Here is a 17,909-nt window from a genome sequence, read left to right on the forward strand (position 1 = left end):
GCAGCCCTCTCTCCAGAGCCGGAGAACAGGGCTGCTTTTGTTTTTGAGTGGCCGACGGGCTTAGAACCCTTTGTACTGCGGCTCCTCGCTCTCGAGCTGCTGCACGCGTGAGCTCACTTGATCAACAATTTGCTGTGTTTGCTTGGCGCAATTTTCGAATAAACTCTTGGCTTCCTGATTTTGGGTGCCTAAGGCGAACGTTTCTAGGCTCGCCTGTGCGCTTTTTAACGAAGCCAAAGTGGTTTTTACCTGGGATGCAACGGTCATTGTTCTCACCTCCACGCATGATAATGTGCGCCAACAGGTTTGGACTAATGAATGACAATATTAACCAACAAATAACCAGCTCCTTTTCTACAAATAATTGAATTCATACGGCAATCATCGAGGCGTGGTCAACAACATCAGTTTCCATTCGGAGGAAGGAGTGAGCGTATTGCCGGAGTGGACACATATCGGGGTGCGGTCGGTAGCGGCGGTTGCGATTCTTTTTACCATGACCCGTATCCTGGGAAAGAAACAAATTTCACAGCTTACCTTTTTTGAATACATTACAGGCATTGCGCTGGGCGAACTGGCGGGCTTTATCTCAACCGATTTGGAAGCTCATTTTATGCATGGCGTCACGGCGATGCTGGTGTGGTTCTTGATCCCGTACACGTTCGAGTTTTTGGCATTAAAAAGTAAGAAGCTGCGGGAATGGTTCGAGGGCACGGGGACAGTGTTTATTAAAGAAGGCAAGGTGCTGGAGGATAATTTGAAGAAGGAACGGTACACCGCGGATGAGCTGTTGGAGCAGTTAAGAACGAAGAATGTATTCAACCTGGCCGACGTCGAATTCGCGATCTTAGAATCCAGCGGTGATCTCAGTGTCTTATTGAAGAAAGAGAATCAGCCGCTGACGCCGAAGCATTTGGGGGTAAAAACCGCACCAGAGCAGGAGTCGCAGGCAGTTATTATCGACGGAAACATCATGGACGAGCCGCTGGCTACCCGAGGGCTGAGCCGAGAATGGCTGCAAACGGAATTGGAGAAAATAGGCGTAACCTTGGAGAATGTATTCATCGGACAAGTCGATACGTACGGACAGCTCACCGTGGATCTATACGACGACATGCTGCAAGTACCCGAGCCTTCCCAAAAGCGGCTGCTGCTGGCAACATTAAAAAAATGCGAAGCCGACCTAGCGCTCTACGGACTGGCCACCGATAGCGAGCAGCCCAAGCGCTTATACGAACGGTGCATGCTGCAGCTTGAAAACGTGATTGAGCAAGTCACGCCGCTGTTGAAACGATAAAGTTACGGTTAAGGGGGTAGCCAGTATGTCAACGAAAGCGAAGATGAAGAAGCTAACCTGGACCCAGCAGGAATACCAAGAAATGGCGAAAAAAAGGGAGCCGGCCCGACCCGTGTTCCGAAACTGCATGAGAGCCTTTGTATCCGGCGGCTTCATCTGCTTATTGGGACAGGCGATCAGCGAGATGTTTAAGCATTGGTTCGGTTTTACGGATAAAACCGCGGGAAATCCGACCGTAGCTGTGCTGATTTTGATCTCTGTCATTCTGACCTCGTTCGGAGTATATGACAAAATCGCCCAGTGGGCAGGGGCAGGCTCGGCGGTACCGGTAACCGGCTTCGCCAACTCGCTCTGTTCCGCAGCGCTGGAGCATAAGAGCGAAGGCTTTGTACTTGGCGTCGGGGGCAACATGTTCAAGCTGGCCGGCTCGGTGATTGTGTATGGGACGGTAGCCGCTTTTATTGTTGGGCTCGTTCATCTCGTGTTTGGGATTGGGGTGAAGTGAGATGCTGAAGGGATATCAGAGCTGGGAGTTTACGAATCGGCCCGTCATCCTGGGAACGGCGACAGTGGTCGGTCCCGATGAGGGAAAGGGCCCTCTGGGCAACGAGTTTGATATCGTGCACTCGGATACGAAGCTCGGACAAGACAGCTGGGAAAAAGCGGAGAAAAAAATGCTCGAGGAAGCGGCCAAAATCGCGATCGAAAACGCCAAGCTGAGCAAGGAACATATTCAGTTCTATGTTGGCGGCGACTTGATGAATCAAATCATCAGCAACAGCTTTGCGGTCCGCTCGATGCAAATTCCGTATCTCGGCATTTTCGGCGCTTGCTCTACCTCGATGGAAGGGCTCGCGGTCGCTTCATTGATCGTGGACTCCGGCTTCGGCAAGCATGTGATGGCCGGCACCTGCAGTCATAACTGTACGGCAGAGAAGCAGTTCCGTTACCCGACGGAGTATGGCTCTCAGAAGCCTCCCTCCGCACAATTTACGGTAACTGGGGCAGGGGCAGCCGTCATCGGCCCAGAGGGTGATGGCCCCGTTGTTACAGGTGCAACGATTGGCCGCGTGATCGATATGGGAATCAAGGACCCGTTCAACATGGGCGCGGCGATGGCTCCGGCGGCTGTCGATACGCTGCAGGCGCATTTTCGGGATTTTAACCGGGAGCCGGGGGACTACGACCTGATCGTTACCGGTGATTTGGCGTACGTGGGGTACAATATTGCTTGCGACCTGCTGGAGAAGCACAATATCCCCATTAAGCAAACAACCTATAATGATTGCGGATTGATGATTTTTGACCGGGAAAATCAAAATGTTCAGGCTGGAGGCAGCGGCTGCGGCTGCTCGGCGACCGTAACGTATGGGCACATTTTGAAACGCATCAAAAAAGGCGAGCTGAAGCGAGTGCTGGTCGTCGCCACCGGGGCGCTGCTGTCGCCGTTATCCTTTCAGCAAGGCGAGAGCATTCCGGGAATCGCCCATGCGGTCGTCATAGAAAGCGGGGGACAATAAGTGGACTGGATGCAGTTTGTTTGGGCGTTTGTCATCGGCGGGGCGATCTGTGTGATCGGTCAGCTGTTGATTGATGTGATGCGATTAACGCCGGCGCATACGATGAGCGTGTTGGTCGTGGCCGGGGCAGTCGTGGATGGCATCGTGATCGGGCAAAAAAGCTTGTACGACCGCTTCATCGAGTTTGCCGGAGCCGGAGCCACCGTTCCGATCACGAGCTTCGGCAATGCGCTGGTGCACGGAGCTTTGAGCGAGCTGAAGCTGCACGGCCCGATCGGTATTATTACCGGGATCTTCGAGGTGACGAGCGCGGGTATCTCCGCGGCGATCATTTTCTCCTTCCTGGCAGCGCTAGTCTTTAAGCCTCAAGGATGACACAAAAGCAGCGTCAATGTAAGAAAGCTAGGGCTCCGGGCTGAAAACCGGGGCTTTTTTAGCTGTAATGTGTAATTTTACAAACAAATTCAGCAGTTTTACACGTATACTCCGTTTTTCTAATCCTGTAAAATATAAGTTAAGCAGCTAACTTTTTATTATCGAAAGCGGTTGCAAAACGACAACTTTCCTCATTTTTTACCTCGCACAGCACCGTCATTAGGCCTACAATATCAAGGAGGAACGGACGATGGAGACGATGATTAGAGAAGATGTACAAGCGCTGAAGCGGATTCAGGCGAATTTGGAATTATGTATCCTCGGCAAAACCGATGAGATCAAGCTGCTCATCACCGCCATGCTGGCCGGAGGCCACGTTCTTCTTGAGGATGTGCCCGGGACAGGGAAGACGGTCCTAATCAAAGCCCTTGCGAAGTCCATCCGCGGCCAATTCCGACGCATTCAGTGTAACCCTGACCTCCTTCCAACCGATATTACCGGGGTTTCCATATATCACCCTAAAGATGAAGTGTTCATGTTCCGTTCGGGTCCGATCATGACCAACATTTTGCTTGCGGACGAAATCAATCGCGCCACGACGAAGACCCAATCCGCGCTGCTAGAGGCGATGGAAGAACGACACATCACGGTAGACGGCGAAACGCATGAGCTGCCGAAGCCGTTTTTGCTGCTTGCTACGCAAAACCCGATCGATTTTGAGGGGACTTACATTTTGCCGGAGGCGCAGCTAGACCGATTTATGATGAAATTCAGCCTAGGCTACCCGGATGAACAGACCGAGACCCGCATGATTATCTCGCAAAGCGTTGCCCATCCACTGGATTCGCTTGAGCCTGTAGCCGAAGTAGAGCAAATTCTCGGCATTCAACAGCTCGTAAAGCAGGTGCATCTGGATGAGGCGGTCGCCGGTTACTTGGTTTCGATTACGCGGCTGACTAGAGAGCATCCTTTAATTTATCTTGGCGCCAGCCCGCGGGCAACCTTAGCGCTTGTCATGGCGGCCAAAGCCTACGCACTGCTGCAAGAGCGGGACTATGTCATTCCGGATGACATTAAATTTTTGGCTCCTTATGTGCTGGGTCACCGGATTTTGCTGCAGGCGGAGGCGAGAATGGAAGGGGCCACGGTACAGTCGGTGCTTCACAGCGTGCTTCAACAGGTGAAAGTGCCTGTTCGTTGGGAGAAGTGACCTATGAGAACTTCCTTCGCCCATAAGCTCGCGGAACGCCCGCGGTTCAGCCGCAAATTTTGGGCTGTACTCCTTACCTTTTTGGGTTGTCTGGGATTTTTCTTATTCCAGGGCGGGAAGCTGGCATTCATGCTGTTCGTTATCATTTCGATCCTAAGTATTTATTTGCTGCTGGGACAGTGGAGCGGCATTAAGCGTACACAAGGCGTTCGGACATTGAACAATATTGAATTCGGATCAACGCTGGAGGCGGGAAGCTCGCTGGCCGTTACCATTCAGCTGCAAATTCCTGGCTTTTGGCCGATGCCGTACATTTTCGTGAAGGACCGGCTGTATCATAAAAGCGGCCGTGAGCTGACCTTCGAGGTGACCGTCGTACCGGATTGGCGTCGGCGGGCGGAATGGGAATTCAAGACGCCGGCCATGCGGCGGGGGCATTACTTCTTCGGCCGAACGGAGTGTGTGACGGAGGATATTTTCGGCCTATTCGAGCACAAAGGAACACTGGAGCTGCCGCAGAGCGTTTCGGTGCTTCCGCTTACCGTGCCGATTCGGGAATGGCAGCAGTTTCATCATATGATGAAGGGCACCAATCATCATTCCAGCACCACGCAGGCCGTTCGCGAAACGACGCAGATCAACGGTGTGCGGGAGTATATTTACGGTGATCGAATTTCTCGGATCCACTGGAACGCGACAGCCAAGACAGGGACGTGGAAATCCAAGGAGTTCGAGCGCGAGTCGCTGCCGAAATCGTATCTGGTGCTGGACCGTTCGGCCAAAGCATACACCGACGACGAGTTTGAACTGGCGGTCTCAGCGGCCGCGTCGCTATTCCAGTACGGCTCGCATCGCGGGCTTTCGTTCGGTATGGTTTCGAGCGGGGCGGATGATGTATTTTTTGAGCCGCGTCCTGGACAAAGCCAGCAAAATGCGGTGCAGCAGCACCTCATCGACGTGGAGGCGGACGGATTCTATTCGATTCGTCAAGTGCTGAGGGAGAAGATTCAGCATCTGGTCCCGGGCAGCTTTATTACACTGATCAGTCCCGTGTTCGGCGAATCGATGCTTCAGCTGCTCCTTTGGCTGAAGCAGCAGCAGATGAACCCTTGCCACCTCTGGATTTTGCAAGATGCGAGCAGTAAGGAGTCATGGATCAAGCAGCTTCAGTCAAGAGGAATTACCGGTTACGCGATCCAGTCCCTGTCGGAGCTGCCGGCACAGTTAGGAGGGCGTTGACCGATGAATGACGAAATGACCTTTTGGCGCCGTCTCCTGTGGCAAGATTGGCCGCATCGGCTGACGGTACTGCTGTGCGGAATATTCCTGCTGCAATTTACTTACTGGATTGCTAAGGAAGACAATTTCTGGCTGCCTGAGACGATTCTGATCGTTCAGTTGACCTTGCTCGCTACAGCCGTATTCGAGCATATCCCGAAGCTGCATTGGCTGCTTCGCGGAGCGGTTCAGCTTGTGACTATCGTTACGATCAACGTATTGGTGCTGGAGCATTATAAGGTTATCCGTTCGATGCCCTTGAAAAGCTTTGCATCCTCCAAGCTGTTTCTGAACCTCTATGAGCTTACGCCGTATTTATGGTTCGCTCTTGGAGCCTGGGTCCTATACTTAACCGCCATTTGGTTAGTCGAAGTGAAGTGGCGAATATACGCATTGCTGATTGTCAGCGTCCTGGCGCTATGCATTCGCGATTCGTTCTCGACCGTGTACTTATGGCCGCAAGTGGCGATGATGGTTTGCTGTGGACTGTTTCTTTTGATTTTATGCCATTTTCAAAAGCTCCGCCGTAAAGACCCGGCGGCATGGAGCCGCTTTGCCGATTATCCGGCATCCATCGCTGTGCCGGTCATCAGCTTGATCAGCTTAACTGTGTTCCTAGGGGCGTTAATGCCCGAGATCGGACCGGTGGTGACCGACCCGTATACGGCATGGCGGCAGCTCCGCGGCGAGCCGATGAATTTCACGACCGGCAAAGGCGTACAAGTGACAGCAATCGCGTCTGAATACGATTCCTCCTCCGGGTACAGCCGCAGTGATGCGAGTCTCGGCGGCGGCTTCCAGTTCGATTATACGCCGGTCATGACGGTGGATACGACTCATCGCGGGTACTGGCGTGGTGAGACGCGTTCACTCTATACCGGCAAAGGCTGGGATGAAAGCGATAGCGAAAAGCGTGGGGCTTCGACCGCTGTTCGGCCGGATAACCCGGTTACGGCGGATCCGCGTCAGCCGGCCAGCAAGCCGAAGACCGTGGAGGTTACACAGACGGTGACGATGCTGACGGAGCAGCATTATCCCGTGCTGTTCGGGGCGTACGCCGTATCTCGGGTAACGGACGTGAACGGAGCCAAAACCGGCTTCGATGCGATGCAATGGTCGGCTCCGCAATCGGAGCTGAAATTCAATGAACGTAATCCGTACCCTAAGACATACACCATCGTCTCCCAAGTGCCGGTAATCGATGAAGATGCGCTGCTTAAGCTCCCTGCAGAGCCTGCCAGTACCGGTATGGAGGAATTTTTGCAGCTGCCTGGCAATTTGCCGGATCGTGTTCGTAAGCTTGCTGCTGATATTACCAAGGATGCGGTAAGTCCTTACGAGAAGGCGAAAAAGCTCGAGCAGTATTTGCAGAAGACTTACCCTTATACGAATAAACCGGATCTTAGCAAAGGGCACAGCCGGGATTTCGTCGATCGCTTTTTGTTTGAGATTAAAGAAGGGTACTGCGACTATTACTCCTCGGCGATGGCTGTGATGGCGCGTTCCTTGGGCTTGCCTACACGTTGGGTGAAGGGCTACGCTTCCGGGACATCCGCGATGAATGAGGATATGTTGGGTGGCTTAGTACCGGATGAAGGCTTAATCGATCCGGATGCGGCCGGTGTATACACCGTCAGGAACGCTGATGCGCACTCGTGGGTGGAAATCTATTTTGCCGGGTTCGGTTGGATTCCGTTCGAGCCGACGGCCGGTTTTGTACTCCCTCGGACCGTCCCTGAACCGGAGCTTGCTATCGATACTTCCACGGTACCTGCCGATCTGACGGCGGATGCGGAAGCGGCAGGCATCGGAATTCAAGCTCAGCATGTTGTTTGGACCGGTGGATCCGTGGTGCTGCTGGCATTGCTCGCATATATGGCCTGGAAATTCCAAGCGTTGGAGCTGATCCAGGAGCGGGTACGCCGCCGCCGAGCGCTGCAGCTGAAGCAGAAAATCATCGTGGAGTGCGAGCGTCTGCTCCGCATTTTCCGTCGCAACGGCTACGTGAGAGAAGAGCATGAGACGCTGCGGGAAGCGGTGCGGCGATGGACCAAGCAAAGCAAGTGGATGACATCGGAGCTGGATACCGTGCTGCTCATGTTTGAGAAGGCCAAGTATGGCAAGTCCGATGTGACGGAGGATGACCTGCGGCAAACGACACAGATCGTGGAAAAGCTGCGGGCGCAGATGTGAGGCACAGCAATCTTATATCTAAAAAGTTTGAAATTTTTGGATTAATTATGCTAGGATAAAGATATAATAAAAACAGCACAGCAAATGCTGGAACATTCACTGTGATGTACAATAGCCGCTTTTAAGGGCGGTGGCTTTTCCAAGCGAATACGTTAGAGATTAGACCGTTTTCCTTGACTAGGGCGGTCTATTTCTTTTTGAGATAACTCAGCAACGCCAGAATGAACATGCCAAACATGAACATTAAGGTTAACGCTTGATAGATCTCTATAGGCATCCCTTCCTTCGTGGGAGATAGCCGACCGCCCTCTTAAGCCATTCTATTGTTTTACGGTTATATCCTAGTTTCAAAGTTTGACCAAAAACCCGTTTTGCAACAAAAAGGGCAGATATGGTATAGTTTGTCCTATATAGCCCAAAGTTCTTACGAGGTGAACGCTTTGCTGAATAAGCTAATTCCGCGCCAACAGGTCAACTCGATTTATGAAATCGATCTCCACGCATTGTATGAGCAGGGATATCGCGGTATCATTACGGATTTGGACAACACGCTGGTGGGAGCGAAAGCGCCGCTGGCCACGCCGGAGCTGATGGATTGGCTCAAGGTGGTCGGGCAGCTGGGCTTTCAGGTTGTAATCGTATCCAACAACCAGCGCCACCGGGTGTCCAAATTTGCGGAGCCGCTGTCCCTGCCTTTCATTTATAGAGCCAAGAAACCAACCAGTGCATCATTTCGCAAAGCGCTGCAAATGATGAATTTAACTGCCCGGGAGACCATGGTGATCGGGGATCAAATGCTCACGGACGTGCTCGGAGGCAATCGGATGGGATTGTACACGGTGCTGGTTCGCCCGATCTCTTTGGCGGATGAAGGCTTTTTTACGAAGGTGAACCGGAGATTGGAAAAAGCGGCGCTAAGTATGATGAAAAGGTAGGAAACAAATGATGGCAAGGCAAGAGGAACGAAATGACGAACAACGATGTGCCGGCTGCGGCGTCAAGCTGCAAACGGAGGACAGCGGGCAGCTGGGGTATGTACCGGAGCAAGCGCTCCAGCGTGAGCCGATCATATGCCAGCGCTGCTTTCGCATCAAAAATTACAATGAATCGTCCAGCATCACATTGAATCAGGACGATTTTTTAAGGCTGCTTACGCATGTAGGCGCTACAAAATCGCTGGTCGTCAATATCGTCGACATTTTCGACTTTGAAGGAAGCCTGATCTCGGGTCTCGCCCGCTTTGTGGGGAACAACCCGATTGTGCTCGTCGTGAACAAAATCGACCTGCTGCCTAAAGTGACGAACTTTAATCGCATTGTCAACTGGGTGCAGCGGCAAGCGAAGGAAGCAGGCCTCAAGGTCGTCGAGGTTGTGCTGTGCTCGGCCAAACGCAACATGGGCTTCGAGCGCGTTCTGGAAGTGCTGGATGAGCACCGCGATGGAAGAGACATCTATGTCGTTGGGGCAACGAACGTCGGCAAGTCGACGCTGATCAATCGGCTGATCCGGGATTACAGCGATTTGGATGCGGAGCTTACGACGTCGCAATATCCGGGCACGACACTGGATTTGGTGCGCATTCCGCTGGATGACGGTACGTCCATCATCGATACGCCGGGGATTGTCTACAAGCATCGGTTAACCGAATTGGTCGGTAAAAAAGATTTGATGAAGCTCATGCCGGATAAGCCGATTAAGCCGCTTGTGTTTCAGTTGAACGAGAAGCAGACGATCTTTTTTGGCAGCTTGGTACGCTTTGATTTTGTACAGGGAGAGCGCCAGTCGTTTACCTTCTATGTTACGAACGCGATTCAGGCACATCGTACCAAGCTGGAGCGGGCGGACGAGCTGTATGAGGAGCACAAGGGCGAGCTGCTGTCTCCGCCGACGAAGGACGAATTGGAGCTATTGCCCAAGCTGACCAAGCATCCGATCCGCGTTCCAAAAGGCGGCAATGTGGACGTATCCATCTCGGGACTGGGCTGGGTCAAGGTCAACAGTGCAGCGGGAGCCGATCTGGCCATTCATGTGCCTAAAGGGGTCAAGGTAGCCGTCAGAGAATCACTGATTTAGCGCTTGAAACGGGAGAGGGGAAAAAGCATGAGCATGGGGACGCATAAGCTGGATAGTCACACGATACTTTACGGTGTTTTTGGAGATCCGATTCGTCATTCGAAGTCGCCGATCATGCTGAATCGCGCATTCGAGGCGGCGGGCATCAATGCCGCTTACGGCGCGTTTCACATTTTGCCCGGGACGCTCAAGGACGCGGTGGCCGGCATTCGGGCGCTGCAATTTCGCGGTGTCAATGTAACGATACCACACAAGCTGGAAGTCATGTCGTACTTGGACGAGATTGACGAGGGTGCACAAGTGATCGGTGCCGTGAATACGATAGTGAATGAAGGCGGTCGATTAATAGGCTACAATACGGACGGCATCGGGTATGTCCGTTCTTTGAAGGAAGAAACCAGCATCAGCCTGAAAGGCCGCAAGGTGCTGATGGTCGGCGCGGGGGGAGCGGCTCGCGGTGTAGGCTACGCTTTGGCCAAGGAAGGCGCGGAGCACATCTACATTGCCAATCGGACGCGGGGGAAGGCGGATGATTTGGCGCATTCCATGTCCTCTTTTTGCAGCGCATCCGGGATCGGTCTTGAGGACATCGCTAAAGTGACGGGGGACGTCGCACTGATCGTGAACAACACCTCGGTCGGCATGCACCCTAACGTGGATGAGGTACCGATGGACACCTCGCTCATTCAAGCAGACACCGTAGTAAGCGATTTGGTGTACAACCCGATCATTACCAAATTTTTGCAGCAAGCCCGGGACCTGCGCGGCGCGGTCATCCACAGCGGTCTTGGTATGTTTATTTATCAAGGGGCGTATGCCTTTGAATATTGGACCGGACAACCGGCTCCGATCGCAGCGATGCGGGACGTCGTGGAGCGTTCCTTCGCCGAGGCGGCACATTAACTTTTAACTTTTACATAATGAATAGAGGTAGAACTACACATGCTTACAGGTAAACAAAAACGTTACTTGCGTTCGATGGCGCATCATTTGAACCCGATTTTTCAAGTCGGCAAAGGCGGGATCAACGATCATCTGATCCGTCATATCAATGAAGCGATTGAAGTGCGCGAGCTGATGAAAATTTCCGTCTTGAACAATACGCTGGAGGATCCGAAAGAGCTCGGCGTGCAGATTGCGGAAGAATCCGGCTCGGAGCTGGTGCAGGTGATCGGTCGAACGATCGTGCTGTACAAGGAGTCCCAAGACCACAAAACCATCGTATTGCCGGTGTAATGAACATAAAGAGGTGATCAGGATGAAGGTGGGCTTAATGGGAGGCACCTTTGATCCCGTACATATCGGACATCTGCTGGCGGCTCAAAGCGTTTGCGAGGAAGCGGGGCTGGATGAGGTTTGGTTTATGCCGACGAATGTTCCGCCTCACAAGGAGCAAACGCCGGGGGCTACCCCCAAGCAGCGGCTTGATATGGTTTCTCTGGCTGTAGAAGGGCATCCGAAATTTCGGGCGACCGATTTCGAGCTGCGCAAGGGCGGCGTCTCGTACAGTATCGAAACGGTCACCATGCTGTGTGAACAGTATCCGGAGTATCATTTTTACTATATTATCGGTGCGGATATGGTGCGGTATTTGCCCAAATGGTTCAAAATCGATGAGTTAGTAAAGCTGGTTACGTTCGTCGGGCTGGAGCGGCCTGGCTTTGATCCCGGAGTGAACGAGCTGCCGGAGAAGATTCGTGAGTCGCTGCTGATGGTTCGCATGCCTCAGATTGAACTGTCTTCCACGATGATCCGTGAGCGTAGAGCGATGAACCTATCGGTCCGCTATATGGTGCCGGATCGGGTAAATGAGTATATCGAGGTGAATCAGCTGTATGACGCGTGAAGAGATCATTGAATCCGTTCGTTCGCAGATGCCGGAGAAGCGCTGGGCACATGTTCAAGGCGTGATGGCCACATCGGTCATTTTGGCGGAACGCTTCGGAGCGGATCCCGTGAAAGCGGAGCTGGCGGCAATTCTGCACGATGTGTGCAAGTTCTGGCGCGTGGATGAGCAGGCGAAGGTCATTCGGGATAACGGACTGCCGGCCGATCTGCTCGACTATGACAAAGAGCTGTGGCATGCGCACGCCGGTGCTTGGATTGCGACGGAGCGGTACGGAGTGACGGATGAGGAAGTGCTCGATGCAATTCGGTATCATACGTCCGGCCGGCGCCGGATGACGCTGCTCGATAAAGTGGTGTGCCTTGCGGATTATATGGAGCCTGGGCGAGATTTTCCGGGTGTGAATAATATTCGTGAAAAGGCTGAACATAGTTTAGAGAGAGCACTGATTGAGGGATTTGATGGGACGATCCGATTTTTGCTGGAGAAAGGAAAACGGATTTATCCGCTGACGCTGGAGGCTCGCAACGGTCTGATTGAGGAGCTGGAGGCGCAGGAAGCTTAGGAAGAAGAGATTAGGGGAGGAACCTAGATGATACAACCGGATGAGCTGATGGCTCTAGTAGTCGATGCGGCTGATGATAAAAAAGCCATGAATTTGATCACCCTGAACTTGCGCGGGGTATCGCTGATTTCCGATTATTTCGTGATATGTCACGGGAACTCGGAAATTCAGGTGCAGGCGATTGCAACCGAAATTAAAAAACGTGCCGAGGAAAACGGCGCGCGTGTCCGCGGCCTGGAAGGCATGGACACCGCCCGTTGGGTGCTGGTCGATCTGGGCGATGTGGTGGCACACGTATTCCACCGCGACGATCGGGAGTATTACAACATCGAACGGCTGTGGTCCGACGCGAAAGTAGTTGAACGGGTATGAGTCTGACGGCAGGCACGGTACAAAAGCTAATCGTGGTGAGAGAAGTCTCGCCGCACGGCTACTTTTTGACCGACAGAGAACAGGAAGTACTTATTCATTACACCGAAGTTCAAGGAGAAATCAAGCCTGGCGATGAGGTGGAGGTCTTTTTGTACTTCGATACAGAGGATCGGCTGACCGCAACAAGACGCAAGCCGCTCATCACGCTTGGCGAGGTGGCGCTGCTGGAAGTTGTGGACATCCATCCGCGCTTCGGCTGCTTTTTGGAAATGGGGCTGGGGCGTCACCTGCTGCTGCCCTACCGGGAGCTGCCTGAATTCGATGAGCTGCGTCCGGTTGTAGGGGACAAAGTGTTCGTCGAATTGGCACATGACCGTCAAGGAAGACTGGTAGCCAAGGTAGCGGGGGAAGATCAGCTGAAGCCGCTATGCTTCCGTGCGCCGGACAGCTGGCGGAATCAGAAAGTGCAGGCGCGCGTCTATAAGCCGCTGCAGATGGGAACTTTCGTCGTCTGTGAAGGCGGCGTGCTCGGGTTCGGGGCGATCGGACTCATTCACTCGACAGAGCGGACCCGGTTGCTCAGGCTGGGGGAGAGCGTGGAAGTGCGAGTGACCTTCGTGCGCGAAGACGGCAACGTGAACTGCTCCATGAGGGAGAGTAAGGAAGTCGGCCGGGATGAAGATGCGGACAAGCTTCTGACGTTTTTGAAGGAGCGGCCGAACGGGGCCATGCCGTATTCGGATCAAACGGAGGCGGACCTGATTACGAAGCGGTTTGGCATGAGCAAGTCGGCATTCAAACGTGCTCTGGGCAAGCTGATGAAGGAAGGTCTGGTGTATCAGGAAAGCAGCTGGACTTATTTGAAAAAAGACGACAAGCAGCCGGGTTCCGAAGCTTAATTCGGGTTCCGGCCTTCGTTTTTTGTAGGAGCATCGAAAAGTAAAAGTAGAGGAGGCTGGGGCCGATGGCTTATGAGCAATTTTCGTATTTGTATGACCGCTTGATGGAGGACATGCCCTATGACGAATGGCTCCGATTTGCCCAGCAGTGCTGGGATAAGTATGGTTCGCCGCGAACCGTGGTCGATCTGGGCTGCGGAACCGGCAGCATCGCCATTCCGATGGCCAAGCTCGGGTACGAGGTGATCGGCATCGACCTGTCGGAGGACATGCTGGCTGTCGCGGAGCAAAAAGCATCCGAGGCGCAGCGGCGTACGCCTTTCCAGCCTGGAGGCAGCATAACTTGGCTGCAGCAGGATATGCGCGAGTGGGAGATCGGGCGGCCAGCGGATGCGGTGATCTCCTTCTGCGATTGCATGAACTATTTGCTGGAGGCGGAGGATCTGGAGCAAACGTTTCGACAAGTGTATGAGGGGCTGGCGGAAGGCGGAGTATTCCTTTTCGACATGCATACGCCGCGGCAGCTGCGCCATTATGCTGAATCACAGCCGTTCCTCTTGAATGAGGATGATATCGCCTATATCTGGACGAGCGAATTCGATCCGGGGCGGTGTGAGATTGAGCATGCGCTGACGATCTTCTTCAAGGAAGGCGTAACCGACTTCGGATCGGACGATGCGCAGACCGATCGGTTCCAGCGGGTGGAAGAGATGCATGTCCAGCGGGCGTATCCGCTTAAACAGGTGGAGGCGCTTTTGCGGGAGGTGGGCTTCAAAGAAGTCGACGCCTTCGCAGACTTTAGCTGGAAGAAGCCGACGGAGGACACGGAGCGGGCATTTTTTATAGCGGTGAAATAGGCACATAAAAAACAGGAACATTTGTTCTTGTTGTAAATGGTAAAATGAGGTATACTGAGCTTGTACAACTGAATCTTGGGTGGGCATGGTTTTCCTTCTGATGAGGCTTATCCCCTCGGAAAGGAGGTGAAGCCATGGAAGTGAAAGATGCGCTGCACATCATGATCTCCTTTGCCGCATTGATCATCGCACTTTTAACCTACATCGCTAATAATTATAAGCGAAAGTAAAAACCCACCCCAAGGTTGACCGCCGAAGGTGGGTTTTCTGACATGCTCAGAAGGAAAATCCATCCAAGCCGGTTGTATAGGCCAAGTGTTCGCTGCACTTGGTCTTTTTAACATTTTAACATACAACCAACCGCTTGAACAGCACTTCCTCACATCCATCGCAGCACGAGTTGAGCTAGGCACAAGAGCATTCCCCAGAGGGGGAGCGATAAGGCGAGTCCATTCAGTAATCCTCTCATCGGTCGACCATCCCTTGAAATAAAGAAGCTTATTACAGAGTATGGTCAGCAAGAAAGCATCGTAACCTTCGGGTTATGAAAAGGGTTTCTGCCTAGACGCTACTAAGGATTCTAGAATTGACTTCATTGCAAGTTTTTCATATAATGAAGCATAAGTTGGATACTTTTTCAAAGGCAGTGACAGGAAGTAGTAGCTTGATTCCCATTTTTCAGAGAGCCGGTTGTAAGGGTGGAAGCCGGTAAATGGAGCAGCGAACTCGTCTTGGAGCCAGAAGGTGAAGGATGCGTGCATCCCGAGCCGGATCGTCGACCCCGCGTTAAGGGGCTTGAGTGGGTTTTGGGCAAAGCATGCCTGAGATCAACTAGGGTGGTACCACGGGAATTCAAGCCTCTCGTCCCTAGCGTTTGCTAGCGATGAGGGGCTTTTTTGCATGAATTGAAGGAGGCATAGGTTAAGATGACGCAGGACAACAGAGAGCAGCAGGGGTATAACCCATTAGTTATTGAGCCCAAGTGGCAAAAGTATTGGGATGAGCACAAAACCTTCAAGGTGCTGGAGGATGACAGCAAGCCGAAGTTTTATGCACTGGATATGTTCCCGTATCCGTCGGGCGCCGGGCTTCATGTAGGCCATCCGGAAGGCTATACCGCTACGGACATCGTTTCCCGATATAAAAGAATGCGCGGCTACAACGTGCTTCATCCGATGGGCTGGGACGCGTTCGGGCTGCCGGCGGAGCAGCACGCGCTGGATACAGGGCAGCACCCGCGTGAAATTACGATCAAGAACATCAACAACTTCCGCCGTCAAATCAAGTCGCTGGGCTTCTCGTACGATTGGGATCGCGAGATCAGCACGACCGACCCGGACTACTACAAGTGGACGCAGTGGATTTTCATTCAGCTGTATAACAAAGGGCTCGCTTATGTAGATGAAGTGCCGGTGAACTGGTGTCCGGCGCTGGGCACCGTACTTGCGAATGAAGAAGTCATCGACGGCAAAAGCGAGCGCGGCAACCATCCGGTTATCCGCAAGCCGATGCGCCAGTGGGTGCTCAAAATTACCGAGTATGCTGAGCGTCTGCTGGAGGATCTGGAGGAGCTTGATTGGTCCGAAAGCATCAAAGATATGCAGCGCAACTGGATCGGCAAATCGAAAGGCGCGGAAGTGACGTTTGCCATTGAGGGCCAGGAAGGTGAGGGCCTGAAGGTGTTCACGACGCGTCCGGATACGCTGTTTGGCGCGACCTATTGTGTACTGGCGCCGGAGCATGAGCTGGTTTCCAGCATCACCACGCCGGAGCAGGCCGCAGCAGTGAAGGAATACCAGGAGCGCGCAGCACGCAAGAGCGATCTGGAGCGTACCGACCTGGCCAAAGAGAAAACGGGCGTGTTTACGGGCGCTTACGCTGTCAATCCGGTTAACGGCGCAAGAACGCCGATCTGGATTGCCGACTATGTGCTCGCCGGCTACGGTACGGGAGCGATCATGGCGGTGCCAGGGCATGACCAACGCGACTGGGAGTTCGCTAAACAGTACGACATCGCAATCATTGAGGTTGTGCAGGGCGGCGATCTGACGAAAGAAGCGTTTGCCGGCGACGGACCGCATGTGAACTCCGACTTCCTGAACGGCTTGAACAACGAGCAGGCGATCAGCAAGATGATCGAGTGGCTGGAAGCGAACGGCAAAGGTCAAGGCAAGGTAACGTACCGCTTGCGCGATTGGCTGTTCAGCCGTCAGCGCTACTGGGGCGAGCCGATTCCGATCCTTCATCTGGAGGACGGCACCATGAAGACCGTTCCGGTCGATCAGCTGCCGCTGCTGCTTCCGGATGTCGACGCAATCCAGCCGTCCGGTACCGGCGAATCGCCTCTGGCCAACGTCACCGACTGGGTGAACACGGTGGATCCAGAAACCGGCATGAAAGCACGCCGTGAGACGAACACGATGCCGCAATGGGCGGGCAGCTGCTGGTACTACCTGCGGTTCATTGATCCGAAGAACAGTGACGCGCTTTGCTCGCCGGAGCTGCAGCGTAAATGGCTGCCGGTCGATCTGTATATCGGCGGCGCCGAGCATGCCGTACTTCACCTGCTCTATGCGCGTTTCTGGCATAAGGTGCTGTACGATCTCGGTGTAGTGGAGACGAAGGAGCCGTTCTACAAGCTCGTGAACCAAGGGATGATCCTGGGCGAGAACATGGAGAAGATGAGTAAGTCGCGCGGCAACGTCATTAACCCGGACGAAATCGTAAATGCCCAAGGGGCGGATACCCTGCGGATGTACGAAATGTTCATGGGACCGCTGGAAGCGACGAAGCCTTGGAACACCAATGGCGTCGATGGTACGTACCGCTTCCTGAATCGCGTATGGCGCTTGTTCGTTAGCGAGGACGGCTCGCTCAGCGAAAAGATCAGCGCGGACGAGATCACGGGCAGCGAGGCGTTCAAGCGGATCTGGCACCGCACCATCAAGAAGGTGACGGAAGATTTCGAGGCGCTGCGCTTCAATACCGCGATCAGCCAGCTGATGATTTTCGTCAACGAAGCATACAAAACGGATCGTCTGCCAAAAGCAGCGATGGAGAACTTCGTACAGCTGCTGTCCCCGCTGGCTCCGCATTTGGCGGAAGAGCTGTGGGAGAAGCTGGGTCATTCCGAGTCGGTTACGTATGTGAACTGGCCGGTATTCGATGAGGCTTGGACCGTCGATAACGAAGTGGAGATCGTGATCCAGGTGAACGGTAAAATTGCCGAGCGTGCTACGATCGCAGCCGAAGCAGATGAAGCGTCCATGCAGGACTTAGCGCTGGGTCTGGATAAAGTGAAAGAGCTTATGGCCGGCAAATCCGTCCGAAAAATCATCGTAGTAAAAGGCAAGCTGGTTAATATCGTGGTGGGCTAGAGCAAGAGCAGCCTCAGCTAACTAAACAAATAACCGCACGAAAGCGC

Annotated in this window: 20 protein-coding genes and 1 other annotated feature; of the genes, 18 read left to right on the top strand and 2 right to left on the bottom strand. The window is 53.4% G+C overall.

What is annotated here, in order from left to right; translation table 11 throughout:
* Positions 1–60 precede the first annotated feature (60 nt).
* Positions 61–267 (bottom strand): DUF1657 domain-containing protein, encoded by a 207-nt coding sequence (locus tag FPZ49_RS15065; protein WP_144848073.1) that lies wholly within the window; start codon positions 265–267, stop codon positions 61–63.
* 169 nt (positions 268–436) lie between these two features.
* Between FPZ49_RS15065 and FPZ49_RS15070 the strand changes: the two genes are divergently transcribed.
* The 7 genes from FPZ49_RS15070 (at position 437) to FPZ49_RS15100 (ending at position 7,873) form a co-directional block, all read left to right on the top strand.
* Complete coding sequence (locus FPZ49_RS15070) at positions 437–1,297, top strand: DUF421 domain-containing protein (RefSeq protein ID WP_186445844.1); 861 nt, start codon at positions 437–439, stop codon at positions 1,295–1,297.
* Between the two features lie 25 nt (positions 1,298–1,322).
* A complete protein-coding gene (gene spoVAC / locus FPZ49_RS15075; RefSeq protein WP_144848076.1) occupies positions 1,323–1,802 on the top strand; it encodes a stage V sporulation protein AC in 480 nt (159 codons plus the stop codon).
* Position 1,803: 1 nt separating this feature from the next.
* The gene (gene spoVAD, locus FPZ49_RS15080; protein WP_144848078.1) at positions 1,804–2,817 is read left to right on the top strand and encodes a stage V sporulation protein AD; all 1,014 of its coding nucleotides are present in this window, start codon (positions 1,804–1,806) and stop codon (positions 2,815–2,817) included.
* Positions 2,818–2,826: 9 nt separating this feature from the next.
* Positions 2,827–3,192, top strand: coding sequence for a stage V sporulation protein AE (gene spoVAE / locus FPZ49_RS15085; RefSeq protein WP_144848248.1), 366 nt, complete (start codon positions 2,827–2,829; stop codon positions 3,190–3,192).
* 250 nt (positions 3,193–3,442) lie between these two features.
* The gene (locus FPZ49_RS15090) at positions 3,443–4,402 is read left to right on the top strand and encodes an AAA family ATPase (protein WP_144848079.1); all 960 of its coding nucleotides are present in this window, start codon (positions 3,443–3,445) and stop codon (positions 4,400–4,402) included.
* A 3-nt stretch (positions 4,403–4,405) separates the two neighbouring features.
* Positions 4,406–5,641 (top strand): DUF58 domain-containing protein, encoded by a 1,236-nt coding sequence (locus FPZ49_RS15095; RefSeq protein ID WP_144848081.1) that lies wholly within the window; start codon positions 4,406–4,408, stop codon positions 5,639–5,641.
* 3 nt (positions 5,642–5,644) lie between these two features.
* Entirely contained in the window at positions 5,645–7,873 is a 2,229-nt protein-coding gene (locus tag FPZ49_RS15100; protein WP_144848083.1) for a transglutaminase TgpA family protein, read from the top strand.
* A 187-nt stretch (positions 7,874–8,060) separates the two neighbouring features.
* Here the strand turns inward: FPZ49_RS15100 and FPZ49_RS36400 are convergent, their stop codons facing one another.
* A complete protein-coding gene (locus FPZ49_RS36400) occupies positions 8,061–8,150 on the bottom strand; it encodes a putative holin-like toxin (RefSeq protein ID WP_261381423.1) in 90 nt (29 codons plus the stop codon).
* A gap of 124 nt (positions 8,151–8,274) precedes the next feature.
* On the opposite strand from FPZ49_RS36400, the gene FPZ49_RS15105 reads away from it, so the two are divergent.
* The 11 genes from FPZ49_RS15105 to leuS all read left to right on the top strand — a co-directional run bounded on the left by FPZ49_RS15105 (position 8,275) and on the right by leuS (position 17,862).
* Positions 8,275–8,808, top strand: coding sequence for a YqeG family HAD IIIA-type phosphatase (locus FPZ49_RS15105; protein ID WP_391563825.1), 534 nt, complete (start codon positions 8,275–8,277; stop codon positions 8,806–8,808).
* 10 nt (positions 8,809–8,818) lie between these two features.
* Positions 8,819–9,946, top strand: a complete 1,128-nt coding sequence (gene yqeH, locus FPZ49_RS15110; RefSeq protein WP_144848250.1) for a ribosome biogenesis GTPase YqeH — start codon at positions 8,819–8,821, stop codon at positions 9,944–9,946.
* A gap of 33 nt (positions 9,947–9,979) precedes the next feature.
* Positions 9,980–10,849 carry a shikimate dehydrogenase gene (aroE, locus tag FPZ49_RS15115; RefSeq protein ID WP_144848252.1) on the top strand — a complete coding sequence of 290 codons (870 nt, stop codon included), beginning with the start codon at positions 9,980–9,982 and terminating at the stop codon, positions 10,847–10,849.
* A gap of 39 nt (positions 10,850–10,888) precedes the next feature.
* Positions 10,889–11,182, top strand: coding sequence for a ribosome assembly RNA-binding protein YhbY (yhbY, locus tag FPZ49_RS15120; protein WP_144848087.1), 294 nt, complete (start codon positions 10,889–10,891; stop codon positions 11,180–11,182).
* A 22-nt stretch (positions 11,183–11,204) separates the two neighbouring features.
* Positions 11,205–11,792, top strand: a complete 588-nt coding sequence (locus tag FPZ49_RS15125) for a nicotinate-nucleotide adenylyltransferase (protein WP_144848089.1) — start codon at positions 11,205–11,207, stop codon at positions 11,790–11,792.
* The gene (gene yqeK / locus FPZ49_RS15130) at positions 11,782–12,357 is read left to right on the top strand and encodes a bis(5'-nucleosyl)-tetraphosphatase (symmetrical) YqeK (RefSeq protein WP_144848091.1); all 576 of its coding nucleotides are present in this window, start codon (positions 11,782–11,784) and stop codon (positions 12,355–12,357) included. The genes FPZ49_RS15125 and yqeK overlap by 11 nt, the downstream gene beginning before the upstream one ends.
* A gap of 27 nt (positions 12,358–12,384) precedes the next feature.
* On the top strand, positions 12,385–12,729 hold the full coding sequence (gene rsfS / locus FPZ49_RS15135; protein ID WP_144848093.1) for a ribosome silencing factor: 345 nt from the start codon (positions 12,385–12,387) through the stop codon (positions 12,727–12,729).
* Positions 12,726–13,628 carry a CvfB family protein gene (locus FPZ49_RS15140; protein ID WP_144848095.1) on the top strand — a complete coding sequence of 301 codons (903 nt, stop codon included), beginning with the start codon at positions 12,726–12,728 and terminating at the stop codon, positions 13,626–13,628. Before rsfS ends, FPZ49_RS15140 begins: the two co-directional genes overlap by 4 nt.
* Before the next feature lie 65 nt (positions 13,629–13,693).
* Positions 13,694–14,485, top strand: a complete 792-nt coding sequence (locus FPZ49_RS15145) for a class I SAM-dependent DNA methyltransferase (protein WP_144848097.1) — start codon at positions 13,694–13,696, stop codon at positions 14,483–14,485.
* Between the two features lie 134 nt (positions 14,486–14,619).
* On the top strand, positions 14,620–14,715 hold the full coding sequence (locus tag FPZ49_RS36405) for a putative holin-like toxin (protein WP_222429912.1): 96 nt from the start codon (positions 14,620–14,622) through the stop codon (positions 14,713–14,715).
* 407 nt (positions 14,716–15,122) lie between these two features.
* Positions 15,123–15,357 (top strand) — a binding site (T-box leader).
* A gap of 54 nt (positions 15,358–15,411) precedes the next feature.
* Positions 15,412–17,862, top strand: coding sequence for a leucine--tRNA ligase (leuS, locus tag FPZ49_RS15150; RefSeq protein WP_144848099.1), 2,451 nt, complete (start codon positions 15,412–15,414; stop codon positions 17,860–17,862).
* Positions 17,863–17,909 lie beyond the last annotated feature (47 nt).

Origin of the sequence: Paenibacillus cremeus, from assembly GCF_007786445.1 — a bacterium.
In the GTDB taxonomy this organism is placed as follows: Bacteria; Bacillota; Bacilli; order Paenibacillales; family NBRC-103111; genus Paenibacillus_G; species Paenibacillus_G cremeus.

Bases quoted from the DNA above. Each gene is read 5' to 3' on its own strand.
- yqeK (WP_144848091.1), top strand. From the start codon at position 11,782: ATGACGCGTGAAGAGATCATTGAATCCGTTCGTTCGCAGATGCCGGAG.
- aroE (WP_144848252.1), top strand. From the start codon at position 9,980: ATGGGGACGCATAAGCTGGATAGTCACACGATACTTTACGGTGTTTTT.
- spoVAE (WP_144848248.1), top strand. From the start codon at position 2,827: ATGCAGTTTGTTTGGGCGTTTGTCATCGGCGGGGCGATCTGTGTGATC.
- spoVAC (WP_144848076.1), top strand. From the start codon at position 1,323: ATGTCAACGAAAGCGAAGATGAAGAAGCTAACCTGGACCCAGCAGGAA.
- yqeH (WP_144848250.1), top strand. From the start codon at position 8,819: ATGGCAAGGCAAGAGGAACGAAATGACGAACAACGATGTGCCGGCTGC.
- leuS (WP_144848099.1), top strand. From the start codon at position 15,412: ATGACGCAGGACAACAGAGAGCAGCAGGGGTATAACCCATTAGTTATT.
- FPZ49_RS36400 (WP_261381423.1), bottom strand. From the start codon at position 8,150: ATGCCTATAGAGATCTATCAAGCGTTAACCTTAATGTTCATGTTTGGC.
- FPZ49_RS15140 (WP_144848095.1), top strand. From the start codon at position 12,726: ATGAGTCTGACGGCAGGCACGGTACAAAAGCTAATCGTGGTGAGAGAA.
- yhbY (WP_144848087.1), top strand. From the start codon at position 10,889: ATGCTTACAGGTAAACAAAAACGTTACTTGCGTTCGATGGCGCATCAT.
- spoVAD (WP_144848078.1), top strand. From the start codon at position 1,804: ATGCTGAAGGGATATCAGAGCTGGGAGTTTACGAATCGGCCCGTCATC.
- FPZ49_RS15145 (WP_144848097.1), top strand. From the start codon at position 13,694: ATGGCTTATGAGCAATTTTCGTATTTGTATGACCGCTTGATGGAGGAC.
- FPZ49_RS36405 (WP_222429912.1), top strand. From the start codon at position 14,620: ATGGAAGTGAAAGATGCGCTGCACATCATGATCTCCTTTGCCGCATTG.
- FPZ49_RS15090 (WP_144848079.1), top strand. From the start codon at position 3,443: ATGGAGACGATGATTAGAGAAGATGTACAAGCGCTGAAGCGGATTCAG.
- FPZ49_RS15100 (WP_144848083.1), top strand. From the start codon at position 5,645: ATGAATGACGAAATGACCTTTTGGCGCCGTCTCCTGTGGCAAGATTGG.
- FPZ49_RS15095 (WP_144848081.1), top strand. From the start codon at position 4,406: ATGAGAACTTCCTTCGCCCATAAGCTCGCGGAACGCCCGCGGTTCAGC.
- FPZ49_RS15125 (WP_144848089.1), top strand. From the start codon at position 11,205: ATGAAGGTGGGCTTAATGGGAGGCACCTTTGATCCCGTACATATCGGA.
- FPZ49_RS15065 (WP_144848073.1), bottom strand. From the start codon at position 267: ATGACCGTTGCATCCCAGGTAAAAACCACTTTGGCTTCGTTAAAAAGC.
- rsfS (WP_144848093.1), top strand. From the start codon at position 12,385: ATGATACAACCGGATGAGCTGATGGCTCTAGTAGTCGATGCGGCTGAT.